Below are 22,736 nucleotides of genomic sequence, written 5' to 3'. Positions count from 1 at the left end.
GGCCGGTATGGGGGCCGCCAAGCCGTGCGCCGCAGCGGCCGGGAGGGGGGCGCCGGGGATCGGGACAGGCGCGCCGAGGGCCGGAGCATGCGGGCCGGGGGCCTGGTCCTGGGCGTGCGCGCCGGACACCGGAGCCGAAGGGCGCGGGCCGGAGGCCGAGGACATGGCGTGCGGGCCGGCAGCCGGGGCCTGGGCCCGCGGGCCGGAGGCGGGAGGCGGCGGTGCCGACGTGCCGTGGGTGGGCGTCGTCGCCGGGTGCTGGACGGGCGGAGCGGGTGCCCAGGGACCCGGCTCGCCGTAGGGCGGGGTGCTGTAGGGGTCGGGGTCGTGCAGGGGCCGGGGGCGTTCGACGACTGGCGCGGCGGGCCGCTCGGCGGGAAGTCCAGCGGGCTGCTCGGAGGCCTGTGTGGCGGGAGGGGCCGCCCCGGCGTCCGGCTCGGCAGCAGGGTCTGTCACCGACACGGGGACGTGTTCGACGACCCCAGGTGCGGTCACGTGATCGACGGCAGGCCCGACCACGGCTGCTTCCCCCTCCGGCGCCGCAGGCACCCCACTGGGCCGCGCCAGTTCGAAGTCGCCCCCGGTGCCGGGCACGGCGTCCGGGACTCTCAGTTCATAGTCGCCCGCTGTGTCAGGCGCGTTCTCCGGGGCCGGGGCCCTGAGTTCGAAGTCACCGTCGGAATCGTGACCGCGCGCAGCGAGCCGCACTTCATCCGGCACCGCGTCCACCACCGGACCGGGCGCCTCTGTCGGCACCGGCGTCCCTGTCCCACCCGACGTCTCAACCGGCACCCCCGGCTCCGTCCCACCCGACGTCTCAACCGGCTCCGCCGGGTCCGGAAGGACCTGCGGTCGAGGACGGCTCCACCACTTCGCCTTCGTGGGCTTCCCCTCGTTCATGCTCTCCCCACAGCTCGGGCCCCGCCTCGCAGGCCCACGCGCCGAACGTACCCCCGCTCGCCTGCACCTGTCAGGCACAGTTCGCTTCGCTGCGGCACGATCCGCCGGGCAGGCCACGCGGTGGCCGCGGTGCGTCGGCTCCCCTGGCCGACTCCCCTGGATTCAACCAGGTTCCCGAGCCGCCGCGCAGAGGCCGGTCAGCGGGGAGTGGGGGAGGAAGACGCCGAGGTCGAGTCGGGGACGGGTGCGGCGAGGAGGCCGGGGGTGGCGAGGAGGTCCGGGTTGGTGGACCACGTGGTGAGGGAGAGCGGTGGGGTCGCGCTGAGCGGACGTATCAGAGGGGACATGGCGGCCGCGCCGGCCATCACGGGCGCGGCCAGCGAGTGGACGCCCTCCTGTACCTGGCCGACCGCGGGCGTCGGCGCCCCGGGCAGCAGCGGTGCCGAGATCTCGGTCCGGGCGACCGGGTTGTCACCGAGCGAGCCCTGGCTCTGTGCGAGCAGCGGGCCGAGCCCACGGCGACGCTGGTTCTCGGGTGCCGTGGCGGCTCCCGTGCCCTGTGTGCGGGCCGGCGTCACATTGCTGCCGCCGGAGCCGCCGCGCGCGTCCACGGCCGTGTCGGTCGGCGTCACCGTGGTGACCCCGCCCAGCGCGATCGCGGCCAGGGACACCGCCCCGGCGGCGACGAACGCGAACCGCAGCCCGCGCGAGGCGGACCGCTCGGCCTCGTGGCGGCTGACGTCATGGATGCGGAAGCCACGGTTCGCCGAGGAGGGCGGAAGCACGGAGGCGTGCGAACGGGCCGGCAGGTAGTCGAACTCGAAGCGCTCGCCGCGCTTCAGACCGAAGACCCCGGCGGCGCCGGATCTTCCGGCGAGCCCGCCGCCGAACGCCGACCCGCCGAACGGCGAGTCGTCACCGTCGTCCGTGTCGTCTCCCGCGGGAAGCCCTTGGAGACGGGCCAGGAAGCTCTCCGAGGGCGGCGGCGGTGCCGCCTCCGCGAAGACGTTCTTCAGTCGGCGCTGTGCGTCGGCCTCTGCCTTGCACTTGGCACAGGTGGCCAGGTGCGCGAGGACGCGGTCGCGTGACTCATGACCGAGCTCTCCGTCCACAAGGGCGGCGAGTCGGTCTCCCAGGTGCTGTTCGGACGGGGTAGGCCGTGATCCACTCACGCGGTCGCGCCCCCTCCCCCCAGCGCGGGAACACGGGCCATGAAGGAGCGGCGCTGGGCCCGGGCCTCCGGCGAGCGGTGGGCGAGGGCCTTGCGCAGCTGGGAGCGGCCTCGGTGGATCCGGGACCGGACGGTGCCGAGCTTGACGCCCAGGGTCGCGGCGATCTCCTCGTACGACAGTCCTTCGATGTCGCACAGGACGACCGCGGCACGGAACTCGGGGGCGAGGGTGTCGAGAGCCTGCTGGACGTCGGCGTCGAAGTGCGCGTCGTTGAAGACCTGCTGGGGCGACGGCTCGCGGCTGGGCAGCCGCTCGGCCGCGTCCTCGCCGAGGGCGTCGAAGCGGATGCGCTGCTTGCGGCGGACCATGTCCAGGAAGAGGTTGGTGGTGATGCGGTGCAGCCAGCCCTCGAAGGTGCCCGGCGTGTAGGTCGACAACGAGCGGAAGACGCGGACGAAGACCTCCTGGGTGAGATCCTCGGCGTCGTGCTGGTTGCCCGTCAGACGGTAGGCGAGCCGGTACACCCGGCCGCTGTGGGTGCTGACGATCTCCTCCCAGGTGGGCGGAGTCCACGCCTGCCCGTCCGCGTCGGTGGAGAAGGTCGCGGTCTGGGCGTATTCAGCGGCGTGGCTGGGGTCAGCAGCGGTGTCGTTCACGGATTTCGGCCTGCCCGCCGATCCGAGGAAGCGCCGGAGCACTCCTCCGCGATCCACAGGTGCAGCCGCACCTCCCCTGTCGGCTCTGGTGGTGTCCAGTGGAGCCCCTACCATAGCCACCTCGCCCGTTAGCTCCGGATAAGCGGTTTTACGAGAAATTGATCTGTGCTGGTACGGCTCGTGCGGCTGCGTCAGCAGTTGCTCGAGCGCCTGCTCGTCGTCGTGATCCAACCGTGTCCCCCCGCTCTGTCTCCCACCCCTCTAAACGCCCGGTCCCATCTGCGGGTTCCCGACACCAACGGATACAGTCACGCCCAGGCAACCACGGGGACAGGAGAGGGTCATTACCGGCAACCGGCAGACGAGCTGGGCGTTCGCCGACGCCTATGTCGCCGAGGACGAAGCCCTGCGCTGGGCCCGTGACCGGGCCCGCGAGGCGGGGCTGCGCTCGGTGTCGCCCGGCACGGGCGCGGCGCTCGGGTTGCTCGCCGCCACCGTGGAGGCCAAGGCGGTCGCGGAGATCGGCACCGGCACGGGCGTGTCCGGCATCCACCTGCTGCACGGCATGCGCGCCGACGGCGTATTGACCACGGTCGACCCGGAGCCGGAACACCAGCAGTTCGCCCGCCAGGCCTTCCGCGCCTCCGGCTTCGCCAGCAACCGGGCCCGCTTCATCCCCGGCCGCGCTCTGGACGTCCTGCCGCGGCTCGCGGACGCCGGCTACGACCTCGTCTTCTGCGACGGCGACCGGCAAGAGGTCATGGACTACCTCGCTGAATCGTTGCGCCTGCTGCGCCCCGGCGGTCTGGTCGTCTTCGAGGGCGTCTTCGCCAACGGCCGGACCGTCGACTCGGGCCCGCAGCCCACGGAGGTCCTGCGACTGCGGGAGCTGCTGCGCGCGGTGCGCGAGAGCCAGGAACTCGTGCCGTCACTGCTCCCAGTGGGTGACGGGCTGCTCTGCGCAGTCAAGCGCTGACCGTTCGAGGCATGTGAGACAGGCGCCGGGCAAGGCAAACAGCAACCCCGGCACCGCTCGGGATGCCGGGGTTGCTGAAAAGGTATGGTGCGCTTCCGCGTCAGCCGACGACCTTCTTGAGGGCGTCACCGAGCGCGTCGGCCTCATCGGGGGTCAGCTCGACGACGAGCCGCCCGCCGCCTTCGAGCGGAACGCGCATGACAATGCCCCGCCCCTCCTTGGTCACCTCGAGCGGGCCATCGCCCGTCCGCGGCTTCATGGCCGCCATGCTCGTTCCCCTTCCTGAAACCAGCTCATCGTCAAAGCCGACGGCCCTGGAGGGCACGCCTGTCCCGGGGGTGGGACACACGACACCGGCATCGAACACATTGCTTCCAGGCCATTATCCCGCATCTCAGCACCCGATGACCAACATCAGTCGGCATCGCTTGGGCAACGCGCGCGAGCAAAACCACTCAATTCGGCGATGTGACTGCGATACTGCGCCGCCCCGCGGACATCCACCGACCGCACCCGGTCGGTAATTCTTTGACGCAGGTCACACGTCCGGTCCGGCCCTCGGACGATGATCTCCGCCATGCTGTCCTTCGGACACAGGGACGTACCGACGAGTACGTCCGAGCCGCGAACCGGAGGGGACACGCCATGGCCGACACCGTGCTGTACGAGGTGAGCGACGGACTCGCGACGATCGTGCTGAACCGCCCGGAGGCGATGAACGCGCTGAACATCGCCACCAAGGTCGCCCTCCGGGACGCGGTCCAGGCCGCGGCCGCCGACGAGGCCGTACGGGCGGTACTGCTGACCGCCGCGGGCGAGCGGGCGTTCTGCGTGGGGCAGGACCTCAAGGAGCACATCGGGCTGCTGGCCTCCGACCGCGAGGCGGGCACCGGGCAGACCATGAGCACCGTGCGCGAGCACTACAACCCGATCGCGCGGGCGCTGACCGAGATGCGCAAGCCCGTGGTGGCCGGGGTGAACGGGGTCGCCGCCGGGGCCGGGTTCGGTTTCGCGCTGGCCGCGGACTACCGGGTCGTGGCGGACACCGCGGCCTTCAACACGTCGTTCGCGGGCGTGGCGCTGACCGCCGACTCGGGGATCTCCTGGACGCTGCCCCGGGTGATCGGACCGGGCCGGGCGGCCGACCTGCTGCTCTTCCCCCGGAGCATCACGGCGCAGGAGGCGTACGAACTCGGGATCGCCAACCGGGTCGTACCGTCGGCGGACCTGCGCGGCGAGGCGGAGAAGGTGGCGCGGGCGCTGGCCGAGGGGCCGACGGTGGCGTACGGGGCGATCAAGGAGGCGATGGCCTACGGGCTGTCGCACTCCCTGGCCGAGACCCTGGAGAAGGAGGACGAGCTGCAGACGCGGGCGGGCGGGTCCGAGGACCACGCGATCGCGGTGCAGGCGTTCGTGAACAAGGAGAAGCCGAAGTACCTGGGCCGCTGAGCCGGAAGGTGTGCGGCGAGGCGGGACTCAGCCCCGCCTCGCCGCACACGCCTCCAGGTGGTCGTCCACCAGCCCGCACGCCTGCATCAGCGCGTACGCCGTCGTCGGCCCGACGAAACGCAGGCCGCGTTTCTTGAGGGCCTTCGACAGGGCCGTCGACTCGGGGGTGACCGCCGGGACGTCGGAGAGGGTCTTCGGGACCGGGCGGGTGGCCGAGTCCGGGGCGTGGGACCAGATCAGGTCGTCCAGGTCGCCCGGGGCCCAGTCAGTCAGCACGCGCGCGTTGGCGAGCGTCGCGTCGACCTTGGCGCGGTTGCGGATGATGCCCGCATCGGCGAGGAGGCGCTCGCGGTCGTCGTCGGTGAAGGCGGCGACCTTCGCGATCTCGAAGCCGGCGAAGGCGGCGCGGAAGCCCGGGCGGCGGCGCAGGATCGTGATCCAGGACAGGCCGGACTGGAAGGCCTCCAGGCTGAGCCGTTCGAAGAGCGCGTCGTCGCCGTGGACCGGGCGGCCCCACTCCTGGTCGTGGTACGTCACGTAGTCCTCGGTCGACAGCGCCCACGGGCAGCGCAGCGCGCCGTCCGGACCGGCGAGGGCGGTGCCGTCGCTCACGGCCGCTCCTCCGGGGAGGGCTTCTCCATGGAGACGTGGCTCGCGGCGGCCTGCGCGCCGGCCAGCGCGGACTCCAGGTCGGCGATCCGGGCGTCCCGCTCGGCGAGCTCCGCACCGAGGCGGCCGAGCGCGTCGTCGACGTCGGCCATGCGGTAGCCGCGGGCGGCCAGCGGGAAGCGCAGGGTCTCGATGTCCGCGCGGTTCACCGGGCGGTCCAGCGGCAGCGGGTCCTGCAGGCGCTCGGGCGCGGCCTCCGGCAGCGGGCCGCTGCTCTCTCCGCCGCCCACGACGGCGAGCGTCACCGCGGCGACCACCACGGCCAGCGCGATGACCAGGAACAAGAACATAACCATCGCTGAGGTCCCCATGGTCGGTGCCGGCGTGCTGGGCGCCGGCGTCGAATGTGTCAGGGTCCGATCGTGCCATGCGAGTCTGGCAGTTAGGGTCGCAGGCGGCCACAGACGCCGCGGATCACGACGCACGAGGAGAGGTCACAGGGGATGCTCAGGCTGGGCAGGCGTGAATTCGACACGCACGAGCCGGTGATCATGGCGATCGTGAACCGGACCCCGGACTCCTTCTACGACCAGGGGGCCACCTTCCGCGACGAGCCGGCTCTCGCGCGCGTGGAGCAGGCGGTGGCGGAGGGCGCGGCCATCGTCGACATCGGCGGGGTCAAGGCCGGGCCGGGCGAAGAGGTCACGGCGGAGGAAGAGTCGCGGCGGACGGTCGGCTTCGTGGCGGAGGTCCGGCGGCGCTTTCCCGATGTCGTGATCAGCGTGGACACCTGGCGGGCCGAAGTCGGCGAGGCCGTGTGCGAGGCGGGCGCGGATCTGCTGAACGACGCGTGGGGTGGCGTGGACCCGGGGCTGGCCGAGGTCGCCGCCCGGTACGGGGTGGGCTTGGTGTGTACGCACGCGGGAGGTGCCGAGCCTCGTACGCGGCCGCATCGGGTGACGTACGACGACGTCATGGCCGACATTCTGCGGGTGACCGTGGGGTTGGCCGAGCGGGCGGTGTCGCTCGGGGTGCCTCGGGAGTCGGTGCTGATCGATCCCGGGCACGACTTCGGGAAGAACACGCGGCACAGTCTTGAGGCTACGCGGCGGCTCGGGGAGATGGTCGGCACCGGGTGGCCGGTGCTGGTGTCGCTGTCCAACAAGGACTTTGTGGGCGAGACCTTGGACAAGCCGGTGAAGGAGCGCGTGGTGGGGACGTTGGCCACGACGGCCGTGTCTGCGTGGCTCGGTGCTCAGGTGTATCGGGTGCACGAGGTTGGCGAGACCCGGCAGGTGCTGGACATGGTGGCGTCGATCGCGGGGCACCGGGCGCCGGCGGTGGCGCGGAGGGGGCTGGCGTAGGGATTTCGTCGCCCCCGCCGCCCCTTCCCGTCCCGTCCCCAGGGGCTCCGCCCCTGTCGACCCCGCCCAGGGGTTCCGCCCCCGGACCCCCATCGGCCTGGACCCCCATCGGCCCGGACGGCCTCGTCCTCGAACGCCGGACGGGCTGGATGGCGTCCGCTAGCGGCCCGCCTCCTTCGACACCAACGCCACCGCCTCGTCCACGTCGTCCGTGAGATGGAACAGGAGCAGGTCCTTCTCCGAGGCCTTGCCCTGCGCGATCAGCGTGTTCTTCAGCCAGTCCACCAACCCGCCCCAGTACTCCGTACCGAAGAGGACGATCGGGAAGCGGGTCACCTTCTGGGTCTGGACGAGGGTGAGCGCCTCGAACAGTTCGTCCAGCGTGCCCAGGCCGCCCGGCAGGACCACGAAGCCCTGGGCGTACTTCACGAACATCATCTTGCGGACGAAGAAGTAGCGGAAGTTGAGGCCGATGTCGACGTAGGGGTTGAGCCCCTGCTCGAAGGGAAGCTCGATGCCCAGGCCGACGGAGATGCCCTTCGCCTCGCAGGCGCCCTTGTTGGCGGCTTCCATGGCGCCCGGGCCGCCGCCCGTGATCACCGCGAAGCCCGCTTCCACCAGGCCTCGCCCCAGCTTCACGCCCGCTTCGTACTCCGGCGAGTCCGCTTGTGTACGGGCGGAACCGAACACGCTGATCGCGGGCGGGAGTTCGGCGAGCGTGCCGAAGCCCTCGATGAACTCCGACTGGATGCGCAGGACGCGCCACGGGTCGGTGTGGACCCAGTCCGAGGGGCCGCCCGCGTCCAGCAGACGCTGGTCGGTCGTGCTGGCCTGGACCTGTCCCCGCCTCCGGAGGACGGGTCCCAGGCGCTGCTCCTCCGGTGGCTGCTTCCTGCCCTCGGGGTTGCCAGTAGCCATGTGCGCTCCCTCCGCTTGCCGTCTTTCCACCTCAGCGTAGATCTACGCTGGTTACGGACGGGGGACGTGAGCATGTCCGCCATGAAGCGCCACCAAGCACGATCACGGCGTCACGCGCCCCCTCATGCCGTCAGCCACGACCTCAACCGCTCCTCCGCCTGCGGGATGAGCGACGCCTTGACCCGCTCGTCCACCTTGTGGGCGAGAAGCGGCTCCCCCGGGCTGTAGTTCACCGCGGGTACCCCGAGGGCGCTGAAACGGGCCACGTCCGTCCAGCCGAACTTGGGGCGGGCCTCGCCGCCGACGGCCGCCATGAAGGCCTGCGCGGCGGGGTGGGTGAGGCCGGGACGGGCGCCGCCGGTGTGGTCGTCGACGACGAACTCGTCGACACCGCAGTCCGCGAAGTACTCGCGCACGAACGCCTCCGCCTCCTCCTCGCTGCGGTCGGGCGCGTAGCGGAAGTTGACGACGAGGGTGCAGGCGTCGGGGATGACGTTGGTGGCGACACCGCCCTCGATGCGTACGGCGTTGAGGCCCTCGTGGAACCGGAGACCGTCCACGACCGGCTTGCGCGGCTCGTACGCGGCGAGCTTGGCGAGCGCCGGGGCGGCCGCGTGGATCGCGTTGGAGCCCATCCAGGCGCGCGCGGAGTGCGCCCGCTGCCCCGTGAACTTCAGGAAGACCCTCAGCGTGCCCTGGCAGCCGCCCTCGACCTGGTTGTTCGTCGGCTCCAGCAGGATCGCGAAGTCGCCCTCCAGCCAGTCGGGGTGGGCCGCGGCCACATGCTTCAGGCCGTTGAGGTGGGCGGCGACCTCTTCGTTGTCGTAGAAGACGAAGGTGAGGTCGCGGTTCGGGGCGGGGACGGTCGCCGCGATGCGCAGCTGCACGGCCACCCCGGACTTCATGTCACACGTACCGCAGCCCCACAGGTAGCCCTCGTCGTCGAGCCGGGAGGGGACGTTGTCCGCGATCGGGACGGTGTCGATGTGGCCGGCGAGAATGACGCGTTCCGAGCGGCCCAGGTTCGTCCGGGCGACGACGTTGTTGCCGTACCGGTCGACCGTCAGGTGCGGCAGCGCCCGCAGGGCGATCTCGATCGCGTCCGCGAGGGGCTTCTCGGTGCCGCTCTCGGAGGGGAAGTCGACGAGCTGCGCGGTGAGCTTCGCTGCGTCCAGCGTCAGGTCAAGTGAGGTGTCGGCCATGCTGTCGACCCTAACTCCCCGGGGCCGGCCCCTGACTTTCCCCGCCTGGCACAGCGCGCACAGTACTCTCCAGTATCTTGTGGCGCGTGCCAGAGCTGTCCCCTACTCCCAAGCGTCGTGGCCGCCTCTTCCGTTTCGTGGCGGCCCTGGTGGTCCTGTGTGCCGTGGCCGGTTACCTCGTGGTGCAGTACGTCACCGGCGCGGGCACACCGGGGTGCAAGGTCGTCTCGGGCAGGAGCGACGGAGCCACCTACGAGTTCACGCCCGAGCAGGCGGTGAACGCGGCCACGATCGCGGCCGTCGGCACCGGGCGCGGGATGCCCGAGCGGGCCGTGACGATCGCGCTCGCCACCGCGCTCCAGGAGTCGGCGCTGCGCAACATCACCCACGGCGACCGCGACTCGCTCGGCCTGTTCCAGCAGCGGCCCTCGCAGGGCTGGGGCACGTCGAAGGAGATCCTGGACCCGACCTACTCGGCGAACATCTTCTACGAGCACCTGGCCAAGGTGGCCGACTACACGGAACTGCCACTGACCGTCGCCGCGCAGAAGGTGCAGCGCAGCGGCTATCCGACGGCGTACGCCAAGCACGAGCCGGACGCCACGCTGCTCGCCGCCGCCCTCACCGGGCAGTCGGCGGCCACGCTGACCTGCGAGGGCCGTCCGGACGCCACGCGGGCCGCGGGTGCGGACGCGGTGCGGACCGCGCTCGTACGGGACTTCGGGCAGGACGTGCTGGAGTCGGCCTCGGCCGAGGTGGGCGCCGAGGCGACCCCCACGCCGACGCCCTCCGCGAGCGGGAGCGGAGGCGGCGGGCGGACCGTCACGCTGCCCGTGACCGCCGAGACGGGCTCCGGCTCCGGCTCCGGCCGCAGCCTTCGGCAGCGCGGCTGGCAGCTGGCGCACTGGGCCGTGGCCAACGCCTCCGCGCTGCACATCGAGCGGGTCTCGTACGCCGGGCGGCAGTGGACGGCCGGGAACACGGACAGCCAGTGGCGTACCGCCGGCACGAAGGGCGCCGGAGGCGCGGAGCGGGCCGCCGGCTCGGTCCGAATCGTCACCGCTCAGTAGTACGGGCGCCCACTCGGAAGGGTTACGTCCGCCCGGTTCGGGCGTGGGTGTGTGCAGGTTTTCGTCGCGTCACCCCCGTATTCGTCGAGACCCTTGAGAGCCAAGGGCTGTAAGGATTCGGCACACTTTCGGACCGGGTACCTTTTGCCCGCTTTTATCCACAGCCGATAATGCGACGCATTGCCAACTCTTTACGTTGGCCCGCCGCAACCTTCCCGGGCTTCGAGCGGTAGTCACTGCGTCCGAGCCCGGAGATCAACAGCCGGATCGACAGCCAGTCGGTCAACTGCCGGGCATGGCCGGACACTTCATCGTTCCCTCCCGTCAAAGGAGCAACATGTCCCTCCCCCTGACCCGACGGATCGCCCGTGCCGCGCTGCTCGTCGCTGCGGGCGCGGCTGCCGGGGTCGGTGCGGCCGGCTCCGCCAGCGCAGCCCCCGAGCTGCCGGCCACCCCGAACCTCGGTGGGCTGACCGCCCTGGACGGGGCGAGCGTCGGCGACACGGTCGACGGTGCGGCTCAGAACCTGACCGGCACCGCGGCAGAAGCCGGCGGCAAGGCCGTCCAGAAGGCCGTACCGGCCGCGGGCAAGAACAAGGGCAAGGGCAAGGCCGTGAAGAAGGCGACGCCTTCGGTGGACAAGACCGCGGGCGAAGTGGCGGGCTCCGCCAAGGACGTCCTCGGTGACACCACGTCCACGGCGACGAAGGGCGGTCTGCCGACGGACTCCCTCACCAAGGATGGGCTGTCGGCGGCGGACACCCTGCCGGTGAAGAGCCTGCCGGTCGGCTGACGTCGGCTGCGCCATTGCCGTACGGCGACGGGGTCCAGGGTTGTCGCCTGGGCCCCGTCGCCGTGTGCGCTTGTGCCGGCAGTGCCCACAGCCGGGCGACTACGGCGCCAGCCGCTGCACCGCCGCCCGTACCCGCTCGTCCGTCGCCGTGAGCGCCACTCGTACGAAGTTCTCGCCCGCCTCGCCGTAGAAGTCGCCGGGGGCGACGAGGATGCCCAGTCCGGACAGGTGGGCCACCGTGTCCCAGCAGGGCTCGTCGCGGGTGACCCAGAGGTAGAGGCTGGCCTCGCTGTGCTCGATGCGGAACCCGTGCTTCAGCAGCGCTTCGCGCAACAGCGAACGGCGGACGGCATAGCGCTCGCGCTGTTCGCGGACGTGGGTGTCGTCGCCGAGGGCTGCCACCACCGCCGCCTGCGTGGGTGCGGGCGTCATCATGCCGCCGTGCTTGCGGATCTCCAGGAGCGGGCCCAGGACGGCCGGGTCGCCCGCCAGGAACGCGGCGCGGTAGCCGGCCAGGTTGGAGCGCTTGGAGAGGGAGTGGACGGCCACGATGCCGTCGTAAGAGCCGCCGTTCACCTCGGGGTGGAGGACGGAGACCGGGTCGGCCTCCCAGCCCAGCTCCAGGTAGCACTCGTCGGAGAAGAGCAGGATCCCGTGCGACCGGGCCCACGCCACGATCCGCGTGAGCTCCTCCTTGTCCAGCACCCTGCCCGTGGGGTTGGACGGAGAGTTCAGCCAGAGCAGCTTCAGGCCGGCCGGGTCCAGCTCGGTCGGGTCGTCGTAGACCTCGTACTCGGCGCGGGCCAGGCGGGCGCCGACCTCGTACGTCGGGTAGGCGAGGCGCGGGTACGCGACCCGGTCGCCGGGGCCGAGGCCCAGCTGGGTCGGGAGCCAGGCGACGAGTTCCTTGGAGCCGACGATCGGCAGGACGTGGCGGTGGGTGACCTCGCGGGCGCCCAGGCGGCGCTCCAACCAGCCGGTGATCGCGTCGCGCAGCTCGGGCGTGCCCCAGACGGTCGGGTAGCCCGGGGAGTCCGCCGCGGCGATCAGCGCTTTCTGGATCAGCTCGGGGACCGGGTCGACCGGGGTGCCGACGGACAGGTCGACGATGCCGTCCGGGTGCGCGGCGGCCGTCGCCTTGTACGGCGCCAGCTTGTCCCAGGGGAAGGTGGGGAGACGGTCGGAGACTGCGGACACGGTACTCGGACTCACTTTCTTCAGTACGGCAAACGCCTCGGTCCCGTACGGCGATCAAGGGCGATCAGGCCGTACGGGACCGAGGCGGCACGGATGCGGGCCGCTTTGCGGACTACTCGGCCTGCGGCGGCAGCGCGGCGATGAAGGGGTGGTCGCGTTCGATCAGGCCCAGCTTGCTGGCGCCACCGGGCGAGCCGAGCTCGTCGAAGAACTCGACGTTCGCCTTGTAGTAGTCCTTCCACTCCTCGGGAGTGTCGTCTTCGTAGAAGATCGCCTCGACCGGGCAGACCGGCTCACAAGCACCACAGTCGACGCATTCGTCCGGGTGGATGTACAAGGACCGCTGGCCCTCGTAGATGCAGTCGACCGGGCACTCCTCGATGCACGCCTTGTCCTTGACGTCGACACAAGGCTGCGCGATGACGTAGGTCACGCTGTCGTTCCTCCTCGATAGGGCGCTGGCGAGCCGTCTTCAGGCTCCGCCACCTGGCGCGCGGGAGCGCGGCGTCGTCGATGCCCGCCTCTAGTATCTCCGTTCTTGGGCATGATCCGAACAGGAGGGGTGGACCGACCTGTGGAAATCTCTGCGACTGGACGTCTCGTGGTCCATATCACCGCTGCTGACGTGGGCAAACGGGTATCTGTGCGCCGCTTGGCCGAACCTGGGGTGATGAACGAGAAGTTCACCGACACGGTGGGTGTTCTCACATCATGGGACAGCGGTGTGCTGCTGATCACACGACGGGACGGGGAGAGTGTCCGGATTCCGGAATCCTCGCTGGTCGCGGGCAAGGTCGTACCCCCCTCCCCGGCCCGCCGACGGGGTCCCGCCGCCTCGTACGAGGAGCTGGCCCCCGTCGCCTCCCGGGCCTGGCGGCCGGTGGAGAGCGAGCGGCTCGGCGGATGGGAGCTGCGGGCCGCCGCCGGCTTCACGCGGCGCGCCAACTCGGTGCTGCCGCTCGGCGACCCCGGGATGCCGCTCGACGAGGCCCTGACCGTCGTACGACGCTGGTACGGCGACCGTGGGCTGCCGGCCTACGTCCAGACCGCGACGGGCGCCGAGGGGACGCAGGAGCTGCTGTGCGCGGAGCTGGAGCGGCGGGAGTGGACGCGGGAGGTGACCGCCGAGCTGTGGATCGGCGCGCTGGCGCCGCTCGCCGACCGGGCCGAGGGCTCCAAAGTGGTGCTGGCCCGGGAGGCGGACGAGGCTTGGCTTGCCCGGTATCAGCGCAAGGGGGTGAGTGAGGTGGCCCTGAAGGTGCTGGGGAGCGGGCCCTCGGTGTGGTTCGCGACCGTGGCGGCGGAGGCCGGGGGTGCGCCTGCCGCCATCGGCCGGTGTGTCGTCGACGGGCGGTGGGCCGGCTTCGCCGCCGTCGAGGTGGATCCCGCGCTGCGGCGGCGGGGGCTGGCCTCCACCGTGATGGCCGCGCTCGCGCGGCGTGCCCTGGACGAGGGCGCCTCGGCGGCGTGGCTCCAGGTCGAGACGGACAACGCGGCTGCGCGGGCGATGTACGCCCGGATGGGCTTCGCCGCGCACCACGCGTACCACCACTACCGCGCACCCGGAAGTACCGGGAACGAACGGTAGCGATCGCCGCGAAAGGGCACGAGCCAGCTATGCGTCCCCCCTACCCACCACCCCCGGAACGCTCCGCCGAACTGCGCCGCCGGTTCGCCGAGGAGGCCCGCTCCGAGCGACCCGACCTGTCCACGCTGTGCCTGCTGGTGGGAGCGGAGGCGGACGGGGCGCTGGACGAGGCGGGATTGGACGGCGCGCAGATCGAGCTGGACGGGATGGCCGGACAGCTGCCGTTCCGGCCCGGCGGGCCGCGGTCCTGGGCGGTCGCGCTGTGCGAGCTGCTCGGCGAGCGGTACGGGTTCCGTGGCTCCCCCGCGGACTATCAGCGGCTCGAGTCGTCGCTGCTGCATGACGTGCTGCGGCGGCGGCGCGGGCTGCCGATCCTGCTGTCCGTGGTGTGGATGGAGGTGGCACGGCGGGCCGGGGCGCCGGTGTACGGGGTTGCGCTGCCCGGGCATTTCGTCGTCGGCTTCGGTTCGCCGGACGAACAGGTTCTCGCCGATCCTTTCGACGGTGGGCGGGTGTTGACCGGCGACGACGCGGAGTTGCTGGTGGCGGGGGCGACGGGGGCCTCGCTGCAGCCGTCGATGCTTGGTCCCGCGGAGCCTTTGGAGGTCGTGCTGCGGATCCTGAACAACATTCGCGCGTGGGCCTCGGCCCGGCCGGAGCGGTCGGACGTGTCTCTGTGGGCGGTGGAGTTGTCGTTGCTGTTGCCTTCGCATCCTGCGCGGTTGCGGTACGAGCGGGCGCAGTTGCTCGTGCAACGGGGCGACTTCGCCGATGGGGCCGCGGAGTTGGAGGCGTATGCGGAGCTGGTGGGGGCCGTGGACGAGCCGGCCGCGGCTCGGGTCCGGCAACAGGCGCATGCGGCGCGGGCGATGCTGAACTGACCTTGGGACGTCGCCCCAAGGGGCGTCCTACAGCCAGCCCTTGTCCCTGGCGATCCGCACCGCCTCCGCCCTGTTCCGCACCGCCAGTTTCTGGATGGCCGTCGAGAGATAGTTGCGGACCGTGCCCTGGGACAGGTGGAGCTCTGCCGCCAACTCCGCGTTCGTGGAGCCGTCTTCCGCCGCGCGGAGAACCTCGCGCTCGCGGTCCGTCAGCGGATTGGCGCCCTCCGCCAGCGCCGCTGCCGCCAGCGTCGGGTCGATGACCCGCTCCCCCGCCAGTACCTTGCGTACCGCTGCGGCGAGTTGGGAAGCGGGGGCGTCCTTGACCAGGAAGGCGTCGGCGCCGGCCTCCATGGCGCTGCGGAGGTAGCCGGGGCGGCCGAAGGTGGTGAGGACGACCAGCCTCACCGCAGGCAGTTCCGCGTGCACCAGAGCCGCCGCCTCGATGCCCGTCGCGCCCGGCATCTCGATGTCGAGGAGCGCCACGTCGACGTCGTGCTCGCGGGCGGCCGCCAGGACCTCGTCGCCGCGGGCGACCTGGGCGACCACCTCGATGTCGTCCTCGAGGCCGAGGAGGGCGGCCAGGGCCTCGCGGACCATCGACTGGTCCTCGGCGAGCAGGACCTTGATCGTGCGGGTCATGTGCCGGATCCTACGTCCGCGGTGTCGGCGGCGGGTACGCGGGCGACCAGCCGGAATCCGTGCCGGGTACCGCCCGCCTCCAGGGAGCCGCCCGCCTTCGCCAGGCGTTCGGTGAGGCCGGTCAGCCCGTTGCCGGGGCCGTCGCCCGGGCCGCCGGAGCCGTTGTCCTCGACGGAGAGTTCGAGGACGGGGCCGTCGAGGGTCTGGCGGCGGACGAGGTCCACCGTGCAGCGGCGGGCGCCGCTGTGCCGTACGACGTTCGTCACCGCCTCGCGCAGCGCCCAGGCCAGGGCCGACTCGCTCTCCTCGGGGATGCCGGCGAGGTCGGGTTCGGCGGGCAGGTCCGCGGTGACGCCGGCCGCCGTCAACGCGACCTGGACGCCCGCGAGTTCGGCGGGCAGGCGCGGGCGGCGGTAGCCGGTGACCGCCTCGCGGACGTCGACCAGGGCCTGGCGGCTGACCTGTTCGATGTCGGCGACCTCCTGGGCCGCCTTGTCGGGGTGGCCGGGCAGCATACGGCCCGCCAGCTCGCTCTTGAGCGTGATCAGGGAGAGCGAGTGGCCCAGCAGGTCGTGCAGGTCGCGGGCGAGGCGCAGGCGCTCCTCGTTGGCGGCGAGCTGGGCGACGGTGGCGCGGGCCTCGCGCAACTCGACGGTGGTGCGGATGAGTTCGCGTACACCGGTCATGGAGAACCCGCCGAGGAGCGCCGGGAGGAGCAGCGAGGCCAGATACTCCGTCCCGTCCGGTACGGCCAGGGCGGTCGCCGACAGCAGGGCGGCCACGGCCGGGATGACCAGCCGGGCGAGCCGCATCGGAAGGGCCGCGCCGGCCCCCACGCATACGTAGACGAACAGGACGAGCCACTCCCGTCCGAGGCTGAGGGCGAGGACGGTCGACTGCGCCGCGAGCACGGCCAGCGAACCGAGCACCACGGTCGTGGCATTGCCGCGTCCGGCGCGGAAGACCAGCGCGAAGTACCAGGCGACGAAGGCCACCAGACCGAGCCAGCCGAGGACCCGGACGCCGTCGCTGTGCCCGCCGTGCAGCAGGTCGCCCACGGGCGCGCTCAGATAGGCGAGCCAGATGCCGGTCCAGAGCAGCTTGAGCGCCCGCTGCCTGCGGTTCTGCGGGCGCTGACCTATGCCGATGCCGTTGCCGCTCACGCTTTCAGCGTGTCCTTCCGGTACAGCCAGGCCGCGCCGCCCGTGAACAGGACGAAGAAGAAGGCGAGGAGGGCGATGTCCTGGGCGCGCGGGGCCCGGCTCTGTTCGATCGCCTGCCCCAGCGCAGCGTACGCGTGCGTGGGCAGCCACTCGGCGATGTTCTGCAGCCACGTCGGGAAGGTCGTCGTCGGCATCCACAGGCCGCCGAGCATCGACAGGCCGAAGTAGGTGATCATCGTGATCGGGCGGACCGCGTCCCCGCTCGCGAGGTAGCCGATGGCGACGCCGAGCGCGGCGAAGACGAGGCTGCCGGCCCAGATCGCGCCGGTGAGGGCGAGCCACTGCCAGGCGTCCAGGCGTACGTCCTTCACGGCCGCCGCCACGACGAAGACGACGACGATCGACGGCAGGCTCACCACGGCGGCGCTCGCGGTCTTCGCGAGGACGTACCCGCGGCCCGGGAGCGTGGTCAGCCGCAACTGCCGTACCCAGCCGCTCTCCCGCTCCTTGGCGATGCGCTCGCTGTTGCCCATCAGGACGGCGGTGAGGGCGCCGAAGGAGGCCATCGAGACCATCATGTACGTCGGTACCGTCAGGCCGGTGCCGGTGCCGGTGACCTCGGTGGCGCTGTCGGCGTTGCCCGCGATGATCAGGAACAGGACCGACGGGTAGATCACCGAGAAGAACAGGAACTTGCGGTTGCGCAGGGCGCGGGTGAGTTCCAGCTTGATCAGGCTGCTCACTTGGACTTCGCCTCCTCGGCGGCGGTGATGGCGACGAAGGCCTGCTCCAGGCCGAGCCCGGCGACTTCGAGGTTGCGGGGGAAGAGGCCGAGGCCGTAGAGGGCGTGGACGGTCGCGTCGGCGTCGGAGGACTGGATGCGGACGGTCTGGCCGGACACGTCGATCGAGGTCAGGAAGGGGAGCGTGCGCAGGCGCGGCTCGTCGATCCCGGCCTCCAGGTCGAAGGAGATCCGGCGGGCGCCCGCCTTCGCCTTGATCTCGGCTGCCGTGCCGTCGGCCAGCAGCCGGCCCCGGTGCAGGACGAGGACCCGGTCGGCGATGGCGTCGGCCTCTTCGAGGTAGTGGGTGGCGAACAGGACGGTCCGCCCCTGGTCGGCCTGTTCGCGCATGGTGGCCCAGAACGCCTGGCGGGTGGTGACGTCCATGCCGGTGGTCGGCTCGTCCAGGACGATCAGATCGCTGTCGCCCGCCGTGGCGAGGGCGAAGCGGACGCGTTGGGCCTGGCCGCCGGAGAGCTTGTCGACCTTGCGGTCGGCGATCTGCGCGATGCCCGCGCGGGACAGGACGTCGCAGGGCTGGTACGGCTTCGGGTGCAGGGCGCAGGCGAGCCGCACCAGCTCAGCGACCGTCACCTCGTCCATCAGCCCGCCGCTCTGCAGCATGGCGCCCACCCGCCCGCCGACGATGGCCTCGCGGGGGCTGGTGCCGAAGACCCGGACCGTCCCGGCGTCCGGCTGCCTGAGGCCGAGCAGCAGGTCGAGGGTGGTCGACTTGCCCGCCCCGTTCGGCCCGAGCAGGGCCACGGTCTCCCCCGGGCGCAGGGCCAGGGTCAGGCCGTCCACGGCCCGTACGCTCCCGTAGCCCTTGCCCACCTGGTCGAATGCGACCACCGGGGTGGCGGTCGTCGTTGTCGTCGTCATGCGATCCAGGGTGGCCGCGCGGGGCGGCGCCCGGCAGTGTCGGTGATCCTGAGTGCCGGATGACAGATGTCATACGGCGGTCATCTGCCGCCACGACGAGGGGGCACCCGGCGTGGTGCCGGGTGCCCCCTCGTCGTGGCAGCGCTCCGCTAGTTCGGGGTGGTGTCGATGACCACGGTGCGCTCCGCCGTCGTCTTGCCGCGCAGGGCCTTGCCCAGCGCCGAGGCGACGTCCTGCGGCAGGACGTCCCGCTTGCCGCTCGCGCCGTCGATCTTCACGCCCTCGAAAGTGGTGCCGTACGCCGCCTTGAGTGCATCGAGGTCGTACGTCTCCACGAGCTTGCCGCCCACGGCCTTGAAACCGAGGATCTTCGGCAGTGACAGGGAGCCGAAGTTGATGCTGTGCGTCGCGTCGGTCTGAACGGTGGCGAGCTCGGACATCGCCGGCTTCGCGAACTCCTTCATCATCCGGTCGACCTCGGCGTTCGAGACCGTCGGCTGCTTGGTGGTCGTCGGGAGCGTCACCGAGGGCGCCGTGCCGGTCTCCACCTGGGCGCGGTACGCCTCCTCGACCGCGGCGGTCGACTTGGCGACGTCGATGCCCTTGCCCGCCTTGCCGTACACGGCGACGGCCTTGCCGGACTTGAACTCGATCGTGCCGTCGGTCGCCGAGCCGGTGCCGCCGGCGGTGTCCTGGAGTTCGGCTTGCAGCTTCTCCTCGTCGACCGGCATGACCGGGTCGACGACCCGGTGGTTGCCGAACAGCGAGCCGATCACGGAGACCGGGTTGTAGTCGCTGTTCGCGGCCGCGCTGACGGTGGCCGCCATGTCGAACTGGAGCCCGGCCTGTTCCGGCTTGAGCGTGACGGTCTTGCCGTCGACCGTGAGCTTGAGGTCCTTGCTCACCCGGCCGTCGAAGGCCTTGTTGAGCTTCTCGACGGCGTCGTCCCGGGTGCCGCCGCCGATGTCGACGCCGAGCACGGTGGTGCCCTTGGGCACGTCGGAGCTGTTCATCAGGAGTCCGGCGCCGTAGGCACCGGCGGCGATGACGATCACGCCCGTGCCGAGGAGCGCCAGCTTGCTGCGCCCCTTCTTCTTGGCCTTCTTGGACGCGGCGGCCCCGGCCGCCTTGCCGGACTCGGGCTTCGGGGTCGTGGGCGGCACCGGAGCGTCGGTGTGGGCGCCCGGCGGGAAGGCCCCGTTGCGGTCCGACGGCACGACGGGGATGCCGCTGGTGACGGTGTGCCCGGAGACGTTGTCGGAGGCACCGCCGAAGCCGTGGCCGCCGGGTTCGGGGGCCGGCTTCTGCGGGGTGAGGATCGCGGTGTCGTCACTCATACCGCCACCGGGGCCGAGGCCGCCGAGAGCGGGGGTGCCGCCGGGGCCGGTGGGGCCACCGAAGGGAGGCGATCCACCAGGGCCGGTGGGGCCGCCGAGAGCGGGGGATCCACCAGGGCCCGTGGGGCCGCCATGGGCGGGAGAACCGCCCGGACCGGTAGGACCGCCGAGCGCGGGAGACCCGCCGGGGCCGGTAGGACCGCCGAAGGCCTGGGGCGAACCGGGGCCGCCGGGCCCGCCCGGGCCGCGGACCCCGGAGGGACCACCGGGACCGGCAGGACCACCGGGACCCCGCGGGCCACCGGGACCCTGCGGGCTACCGGGACCACCGGGACCACCGATGCCGTCCGGTCCGTTGAAGTCGTAGGAGGCGCCGAGGGTGTCGGACACCCCGCCGGCGGGCGGAGCCATCGGGCCGTCGCCGGTGACCGGACCGCCGGTCGGGCCCGCGGGGCCCTGCGAACCGCCGGGACCACCGGAGCCGCCGGGACCGTTCGGGCCGTTGAAGCCGCTGGGGCCGCCCGGGCCGCCGTAGGGGCTCTGGCCGTTCGGACCGCTCTGGCCGCCGTAGCCGCTCAGGTCGCTGTCGTAACCGCTCAGCGCGCTCTGACCGCTCTTGCCGTTCTGACCGCCGTCGTTCTCCGAGAAGTACGGCAGGTCGTCGCGGCCCGGGCCGGGGCGGGAGCCGCCCGTCTGCGGGCCGCCCGCGGACAGCGCCTCGGTCACGTCGAAGGAACCGGTGCCGCCGCCGTGGCCGGGGGCGACGGGGCCGCCGGTGGCACCACCGGGGAGCCCGGAGCCGTTCGTGCCGCCCGGGCGGGAGCCGCCCGGCGCGCTCATGGAACCGACCACGCCACCGGGCCGGGCACCACCGGGACGCGTACCGCCGGGCGCAGCCGCACCCGTATCGGCACCACCGGCCCCGGCGCTGGCGCCCGAACCGCCCGGCAGACCGGCCCCGTTGGTGGAGCCGCCGCCCGGACTGCCCTTGGCCGGCCCGGACTTGCGGGGCGCGAACCAGTCGCTCGTCTTCTCCTCGGCGGAGGGGGCGGGCTCGGCGGGAGACTCGGCGGGGGGCGCGGTCGCGCCCGGCGTCGGCGCCTCGGCGTCCGGGCCGTCGTCGGCGACCTCGGCCCCGGTGACGGTCTGGCGCATGACGACCGGCGGAATGGGCCGCGATCCGGGGATGTTGATCCGGATCCGGGTCGTCAGCGTGGTCTCGGTCTTGCGTTCTTCCGGCTGCGCGGCCGAACGGCCCGCGTCCGGACCATCGTCGGAAGCCATGGGCGTCCCGTACGGCGGCGTGCCCGAAGGGTATGCGGCTCCGCCGCGCCCGTTGGGCCCGGAGGACGGACTGTCAGTTTCACGACTCAAGGCAGGTTCTCCCGGTTGGCTCCGCCGCCCGCGTTACGACCTCTCTCGGGCGACTCGGCGGCGCGCACCACCATACTGGCCACTTCTGGCGTGTATCCCACGACCGCCGGGGAAACCATCACGGGACTCCCACGGACTACGTACGGCGAAGTGGTACGTCACTTGCCAAGTCGGACGCCATCGCCGACTGGTTGCCGCCCCCGGCCAAGGGTGGCGCAGATCACAGCCACGGCCATGCCACCGAGCAGGAAGAGATACGAGCCGCTTCCCGCGGCGAACATGAAGTCGCCTTCCGGGCGGCTGGCGGTGAGCAGGATGACCGAGAGCATCCAGCCGCCCGCGGGCGCGACCGCCCCGGCCCGGCTGCCGGTGACCCGGGCCCCGCCGAGGCAGAGCCCCGCCTCACCGGCGAGCCCGAGCAGCAGCCCGCCCGGGAACCAGCCGGACTGCACCAGGGTCCCGGCCACGCCGACCAGCGCGCCGAGCACGAGGAGCCCGAGGAGAGCGGCGGCCCGCCCGAACGAGGGCCGCTGCAGCGGCTGGGCCAGCGTGGAAGCCGTCCGGTCGCTCACGACGCCTCCTCGGTTCCGGCGAACAGATCGGTCTCCCGCGCACCGGAGGCCGCACGCTCCCCGCGCACCAACTCGTAGAACTCGGTGGTCAACAGGGGCTGTGCGAGCTCGTTGGAGAGCACGAAGTACGGCTCGCCGACCGTGATCTGGGTGGCGTGCGCGCGCATCGCGGCGGCCTTGGCGGCGGCGTACGCGGTGCCGTCGATCTCGGTGGTGATCCGCTCGTCGTCCACCACACCGGGCACGTCGTCGATCACGGCCGACTTGGTGAAGGGGAGGCCGGGCAGATCCAGCTCCAGCCGCGTGAAGGCGTCCTCGGCGACGCGGCGAGGCACCCGGTTCCAGTAGACCTTGGCGATCCCGATGCCGGCATCGGCGGCCAGCTCGACCGCGCGCATGGCGACCCGGTGCGCCTGGATGTGGTCGGGGTGGCCGTAGCCGCCGTTCTCGTCGTAGGTGACGAGGACCTGCGGGCGCACCTCGCGGATCACCTCGACCAGGTGGGCCGCGGCTTCGTCGACGTCGGCCTGCCAGAAGCAGCCGGGGTCGTCGTTGTCGGCAAGGCCCATCATCCCGGAGTCCCGGTAACGCCCCGCGCCACCGAGCTGCCGGAAGTCCTCGACGCCGAGCTCACGCATCGCGGCCGTGAGCTCGCGCAGCCGGTACTCGCCGAGGGTGGCGCCGTTCAGATGCGCGAGCCCGGGCGGAATGACCTCGCCGCGCTCACCGAGGGTGCAGGTGACCAGGGTCACCCGGGTACCCTCGGCCGCATACCTGGCCATGGTCGCGCCGTTGTTGATCGACTCGTCGTCCGGGTGCGCGTGCACCAGCAGCAGACGCCGGGCGGGCAGTTCCGTCATGGACCCCACCCTAAAGGGACTGGTCAGAACTTGATGCTGCCGATCATGCCCGCGATGTTCGTCGTCAGCTCACTGATCGTCGGGGCCACCGTCGACGAAGCCAGGTAGAAGCCGAGCAGGACGCACACCACCGCGTGCCCGCCCTTCAGTCCTGACTTCTTGATCAGAAGGAAGACGACGATCGCCAGCAGCACCACCGCCGAAATCGAGAGTGCCACGGCGGTTCACCTCCAAAGAACCCAGGGACGTGGGGGATCGGACGGGTACGGAACTATGGGGGCAGATAAATCCATACAGTAGCCAGCAGGTTGATACCCACTATGCGCTAGTGATCATAACTATCCGTACGT

The 22,736-nt window shown here is 71.8% G+C and carries 24 protein-coding genes and 1 pseudogene; 7 read left to right on the top strand and 18 right to left on the bottom strand.

The genetic code is table 11. The features are described from left to right. The 3 genes and pseudogenes from ADK57_RS52415 to sigE all read right to left on the bottom strand — a co-directional run. Nucleotides 1-495 (bottom strand): annotated as a pseudogene (locus tag ADK57_RS52415) (hypothetical protein); the annotation flags it as partial. 602 nt (nucleotides 496-1,097) lie between these two features. Beyond that, nucleotides 1,098-2,072, bottom strand: a complete 975-nt coding sequence (locus tag ADK57_RS12635; protein WP_053749507.1) for an anti-sigma factor family protein — start codon at nucleotides 2,070-2,072, stop codon at nucleotides 1,098-1,100. Further along, nucleotides 2,069-2,842, bottom strand: coding sequence for an RNA polymerase sigma factor SigE (gene sigE / locus ADK57_RS12630; protein WP_234390157.1), 774 nt, complete (start codon nucleotides 2,840-2,842; stop codon nucleotides 2,069-2,071). Before sigE ends, ADK57_RS12635 begins: the two co-directional genes overlap by 4 nt. 163 nt (nucleotides 2,843-3,005) lie before the next feature. Here sigE and ADK57_RS12625 point away from each other — a divergent pair, with 163 nt between their 5' ends. Next, on the top strand, nucleotides 3,006-3,704 hold the full coding sequence (locus ADK57_RS12625; RefSeq protein ID WP_078973090.1) for an O-methyltransferase: 699 nt from the start codon (nucleotides 3,006-3,008) through the stop codon (nucleotides 3,702-3,704). Between the two features lie 100 nt (nucleotides 3,705-3,804). Here ADK57_RS12625 and ADK57_RS47270 read toward each other — a convergent pair whose 3' ends face one another. Next, nucleotides 3,805-3,972, bottom strand: coding sequence for a DUF3117 domain-containing protein (locus tag ADK57_RS47270; RefSeq protein WP_003966491.1), 168 nt, complete (start codon nucleotides 3,970-3,972; stop codon nucleotides 3,805-3,807). Between the two features lie 377 nt (nucleotides 3,973-4,349). Between ADK57_RS47270 and ADK57_RS12620 the strand changes: the two genes are divergently transcribed. Further along, nucleotides 4,350-5,153, top strand: a complete 804-nt coding sequence (locus ADK57_RS12620; protein WP_053749504.1) for an enoyl-CoA hydratase/isomerase family protein — start codon at nucleotides 4,350-4,352, stop codon at nucleotides 5,151-5,153. 27 nt (nucleotides 5,154-5,180) lie between these two features. Here ADK57_RS12620 and ADK57_RS12615 read toward each other — a convergent pair whose 3' ends face one another. Together ADK57_RS12615 and ADK57_RS12610 are read right to left on the bottom strand one after the other, a co-directional pair. Further along, nucleotides 5,181-5,765 carry a DNA-3-methyladenine glycosylase I gene (locus ADK57_RS12615; protein WP_053749503.1) on the bottom strand — a complete coding sequence of 195 codons (585 nt, stop codon included), beginning with the start codon at nucleotides 5,763-5,765 and terminating at the stop codon, nucleotides 5,181-5,183. After that, the gene (locus ADK57_RS12610) at nucleotides 5,762-6,112 is read right to left on the bottom strand and encodes a DivIVA domain-containing protein (RefSeq protein ID WP_053749502.1); all 351 of its coding nucleotides are present in this window, start codon (nucleotides 6,110-6,112) and stop codon (nucleotides 5,762-5,764) included. The genes ADK57_RS12615 and ADK57_RS12610 overlap by 4 nt, the downstream gene beginning before the upstream one ends. Nucleotides 6,113-6,265: 153 nt before the next feature. Here ADK57_RS12610 and folP point away from each other — a divergent pair, with 153 nt between their 5' ends. After that, complete coding sequence (gene folP, locus ADK57_RS12605) at nucleotides 6,266-7,126, top strand: dihydropteroate synthase (protein ID WP_053749501.1); 861 nt, start codon at nucleotides 6,266-6,268, stop codon at nucleotides 7,124-7,126. 159 nt (nucleotides 7,127-7,285) lie between these two features. Here folP and ADK57_RS12600 read toward each other — a convergent pair whose 3' ends face one another. Continuing rightward, a complete protein-coding gene (locus ADK57_RS12600) occupies nucleotides 7,286-8,044 on the bottom strand; it encodes a TIGR00730 family Rossman fold protein (RefSeq protein WP_053749500.1) in 759 nt (252 codons plus the stop codon). A gap of 122 nt (nucleotides 8,045-8,166) precedes the next feature. Then, nucleotides 8,167-9,246 (bottom strand): succinyl-diaminopimelate desuccinylase, encoded by a 1,080-nt coding sequence (gene dapE, locus ADK57_RS12595; RefSeq protein ID WP_053749499.1) that lies wholly within the window; start codon nucleotides 9,244-9,246, stop codon nucleotides 8,167-8,169. An 86-nt stretch (nucleotides 9,247-9,332) separates the two neighbouring features. On the opposite strand from dapE, the gene ADK57_RS12590 reads away from it, so the two are divergent. Together ADK57_RS12590 and ADK57_RS12585 are read left to right on the top strand one after the other, a co-directional pair. Continuing rightward, on the top strand, nucleotides 9,333-10,316 hold the full coding sequence (locus tag ADK57_RS12590; protein ID WP_078973089.1) for a heavy metal transporter: 984 nt from the start codon (nucleotides 9,333-9,335) through the stop codon (nucleotides 10,314-10,316). Between the two features lie 337 nt (nucleotides 10,317-10,653). Next, on the top strand, nucleotides 10,654-11,109 hold the full coding sequence (locus tag ADK57_RS12585) for a hypothetical protein (protein ID WP_053749498.1): 456 nt from the start codon (nucleotides 10,654-10,656) through the stop codon (nucleotides 11,107-11,109). A 99-nt stretch (nucleotides 11,110-11,208) separates the two neighbouring features. Here ADK57_RS12585 and ADK57_RS12580 read toward each other — a convergent pair whose 3' ends face one another. Both ADK57_RS12580 and fdxA read right to left on the bottom strand, forming a co-directional pair. Continuing rightward, entirely contained in the window at nucleotides 11,209-12,306 is a 1,098-nt protein-coding gene (locus ADK57_RS12580; protein WP_053749497.1) for a bifunctional succinyldiaminopimelate transaminase/glutamate-prephenate aminotransferase, read from the bottom strand. Nucleotides 12,307-12,418: 112 nt separating this feature from the next. After that, complete coding sequence (gene fdxA, locus ADK57_RS12575; protein ID WP_030929316.1) at nucleotides 12,419-12,739, bottom strand: ferredoxin; 321 nt, start codon at nucleotides 12,737-12,739, stop codon at nucleotides 12,419-12,421. 141 nt (nucleotides 12,740-12,880) lie between these two features. Here fdxA and ADK57_RS12570 point away from each other — a divergent pair, with 141 nt between their 5' ends. Both ADK57_RS12570 and ADK57_RS12565 read left to right on the top strand, forming a co-directional pair. Continuing rightward, nucleotides 12,881-13,894 carry a GNAT family N-acetyltransferase gene (locus ADK57_RS12570; RefSeq protein ID WP_053749496.1) on the top strand — a complete coding sequence of 338 codons (1,014 nt, stop codon included), beginning with the start codon at nucleotides 12,881-12,883 and terminating at the stop codon, nucleotides 13,892-13,894. Between the two features lie 29 nt (nucleotides 13,895-13,923). After that, a complete protein-coding gene (locus tag ADK57_RS12565) occupies nucleotides 13,924-14,775 on the top strand; it encodes a transglutaminase-like domain-containing protein (RefSeq protein WP_053749495.1) in 852 nt (283 codons plus the stop codon). Between the two features lie 27 nt (nucleotides 14,776-14,802). On the opposite strand, the gene ADK57_RS12560 is transcribed toward ADK57_RS12565, so the two are convergent. The 8 genes from ADK57_RS12560 to ADK57_RS12525 form a co-directional block, all read right to left on the bottom strand. Next, complete coding sequence (locus ADK57_RS12560; RefSeq protein ID WP_053749494.1) at nucleotides 14,803-15,417, bottom strand: response regulator transcription factor; 615 nt, start codon at nucleotides 15,415-15,417, stop codon at nucleotides 14,803-14,805. Continuing rightward, a complete protein-coding gene (locus ADK57_RS12555; RefSeq protein WP_053749493.1) occupies nucleotides 15,414-16,580 on the bottom strand; it encodes a sensor histidine kinase in 1,167 nt (388 codons plus the stop codon). The genes ADK57_RS12560 and ADK57_RS12555 overlap by 4 nt, the downstream gene beginning before the upstream one ends. After that, on the bottom strand, nucleotides 16,577-17,323 hold the full coding sequence (locus ADK57_RS12550; protein ID WP_053749492.1) for an ABC transporter permease: 747 nt from the start codon (nucleotides 17,321-17,323) through the stop codon (nucleotides 16,577-16,579). Before ADK57_RS12550 ends, ADK57_RS12555 begins: the two co-directional genes overlap by 4 nt. Continuing rightward, nucleotides 17,320-18,243 carry an ABC transporter ATP-binding protein gene (locus ADK57_RS12545; protein ID WP_053749491.1) on the bottom strand — a complete coding sequence of 308 codons (924 nt, stop codon included), beginning with the start codon at nucleotides 18,241-18,243 and terminating at the stop codon, nucleotides 17,320-17,322. The genes ADK57_RS12550 and ADK57_RS12545 overlap by 4 nt, the downstream gene beginning before the upstream one ends. A 149-nt stretch (nucleotides 18,244-18,392) precedes the next feature. Further along, the gene (locus ADK57_RS12540) at nucleotides 18,393-20,954 is read right to left on the bottom strand and encodes a peptidoglycan binding domain-containing protein (RefSeq protein WP_053749490.1); all 2,562 of its coding nucleotides are present in this window, start codon (nucleotides 20,952-20,954) and stop codon (nucleotides 18,393-18,395) included. Between the two features lie 158 nt (nucleotides 20,955-21,112). Then, on the bottom strand, nucleotides 21,113-21,526 hold the full coding sequence (locus ADK57_RS12535) for a DUF6113 family protein (RefSeq protein WP_053749489.1): 414 nt from the start codon (nucleotides 21,524-21,526) through the stop codon (nucleotides 21,113-21,115). Next, nucleotides 21,523-22,386, bottom strand: coding sequence for an N-acetyl-1-D-myo-inositol-2-amino-2-deoxy-alpha-D-glucopyranoside deacetylase (gene mshB / locus ADK57_RS12530; RefSeq protein WP_053749488.1), 864 nt, complete (start codon nucleotides 22,384-22,386; stop codon nucleotides 21,523-21,525). The genes ADK57_RS12535 and mshB overlap by 4 nt, the downstream gene beginning before the upstream one ends. Before the next feature lie 23 nt (nucleotides 22,387-22,409). After that, nucleotides 22,410-22,604, bottom strand: a complete 195-nt coding sequence (locus ADK57_RS12525) for a hypothetical protein (protein WP_053749487.1) — start codon at nucleotides 22,602-22,604, stop codon at nucleotides 22,410-22,412. Nucleotides 22,605-22,736: the final 132 nt, after the last annotated feature.

Origin of the sequence: Streptomyces sp. MMG1533 (assembly GCF_001279775.1) — a bacterium.
GTDB lineage: Bacteria > Actinomycetota > Actinomycetes > Streptomycetales > Streptomycetaceae > Streptomyces.
The sequence above is the reverse complement of the archived record's forward strand: the minus strand, read 5'-3'. Positions and strand labels throughout refer to the sequence as shown.

Excerpts from the sequence above, each read along its gene's own strand:
- sigE (WP_234390157.1), bottom strand. The coding sequence starts at position 2,842 with ATGGTAGGGGCTCCACTGGACACCACCAGAGCCGACAGGGGAGGTGCG.
- ADK57_RS47270 (WP_003966491.1), bottom strand. The coding sequence starts at position 3,972 with ATGGCGGCCATGAAGCCGCGGACGGGCGATGGCCCGCTCGAGGTGACC.
- ADK57_RS12620 (WP_053749504.1), top strand. The coding sequence starts at position 4,350 with ATGGCCGACACCGTGCTGTACGAGGTGAGCGACGGACTCGCGACGATC.
- ADK57_RS12610 (WP_053749502.1), bottom strand. The coding sequence starts at position 6,112 with ATGTTCTTGTTCCTGGTCATCGCGCTGGCCGTGGTGGTCGCCGCGGTG.
- folP (WP_053749501.1), top strand. The coding sequence starts at position 6,266 with ATGCTCAGGCTGGGCAGGCGTGAATTCGACACGCACGAGCCGGTGATC.
- ADK57_RS12600 (WP_053749500.1), bottom strand. The coding sequence starts at position 8,044 with ATGGCTACTGGCAACCCCGAGGGCAGGAAGCAGCCACCGGAGGAGCAG.
- dapE (WP_053749499.1), bottom strand. The coding sequence starts at position 9,246 with ATGGCCGACACCTCACTTGACCTGACGCTGGACGCAGCGAAGCTCACC.
- ADK57_RS12585 (WP_053749498.1), top strand. The coding sequence starts at position 10,654 with ATGTCCCTCCCCCTGACCCGACGGATCGCCCGTGCCGCGCTGCTCGTC.
- ADK57_RS12565 (WP_053749495.1), top strand. The coding sequence starts at position 13,924 with ATGCGTCCCCCCTACCCACCACCCCCGGAACGCTCCGCCGAACTGCGC.
- ADK57_RS12560 (WP_053749494.1), bottom strand. The coding sequence starts at position 15,417 with ATGACCCGCACGATCAAGGTCCTGCTCGCCGAGGACCAGTCGATGGTC.
- ADK57_RS12545 (WP_053749491.1), bottom strand. The coding sequence starts at position 18,243 with ATGACGACGACAACGACGACCGCCACCCCGGTGGTCGCATTCGACCAG.
- mshB (WP_053749488.1), bottom strand. The coding sequence starts at position 22,386 with ATGACGGAACTGCCCGCCCGGCGTCTGCTGCTGGTGCACGCGCACCCG.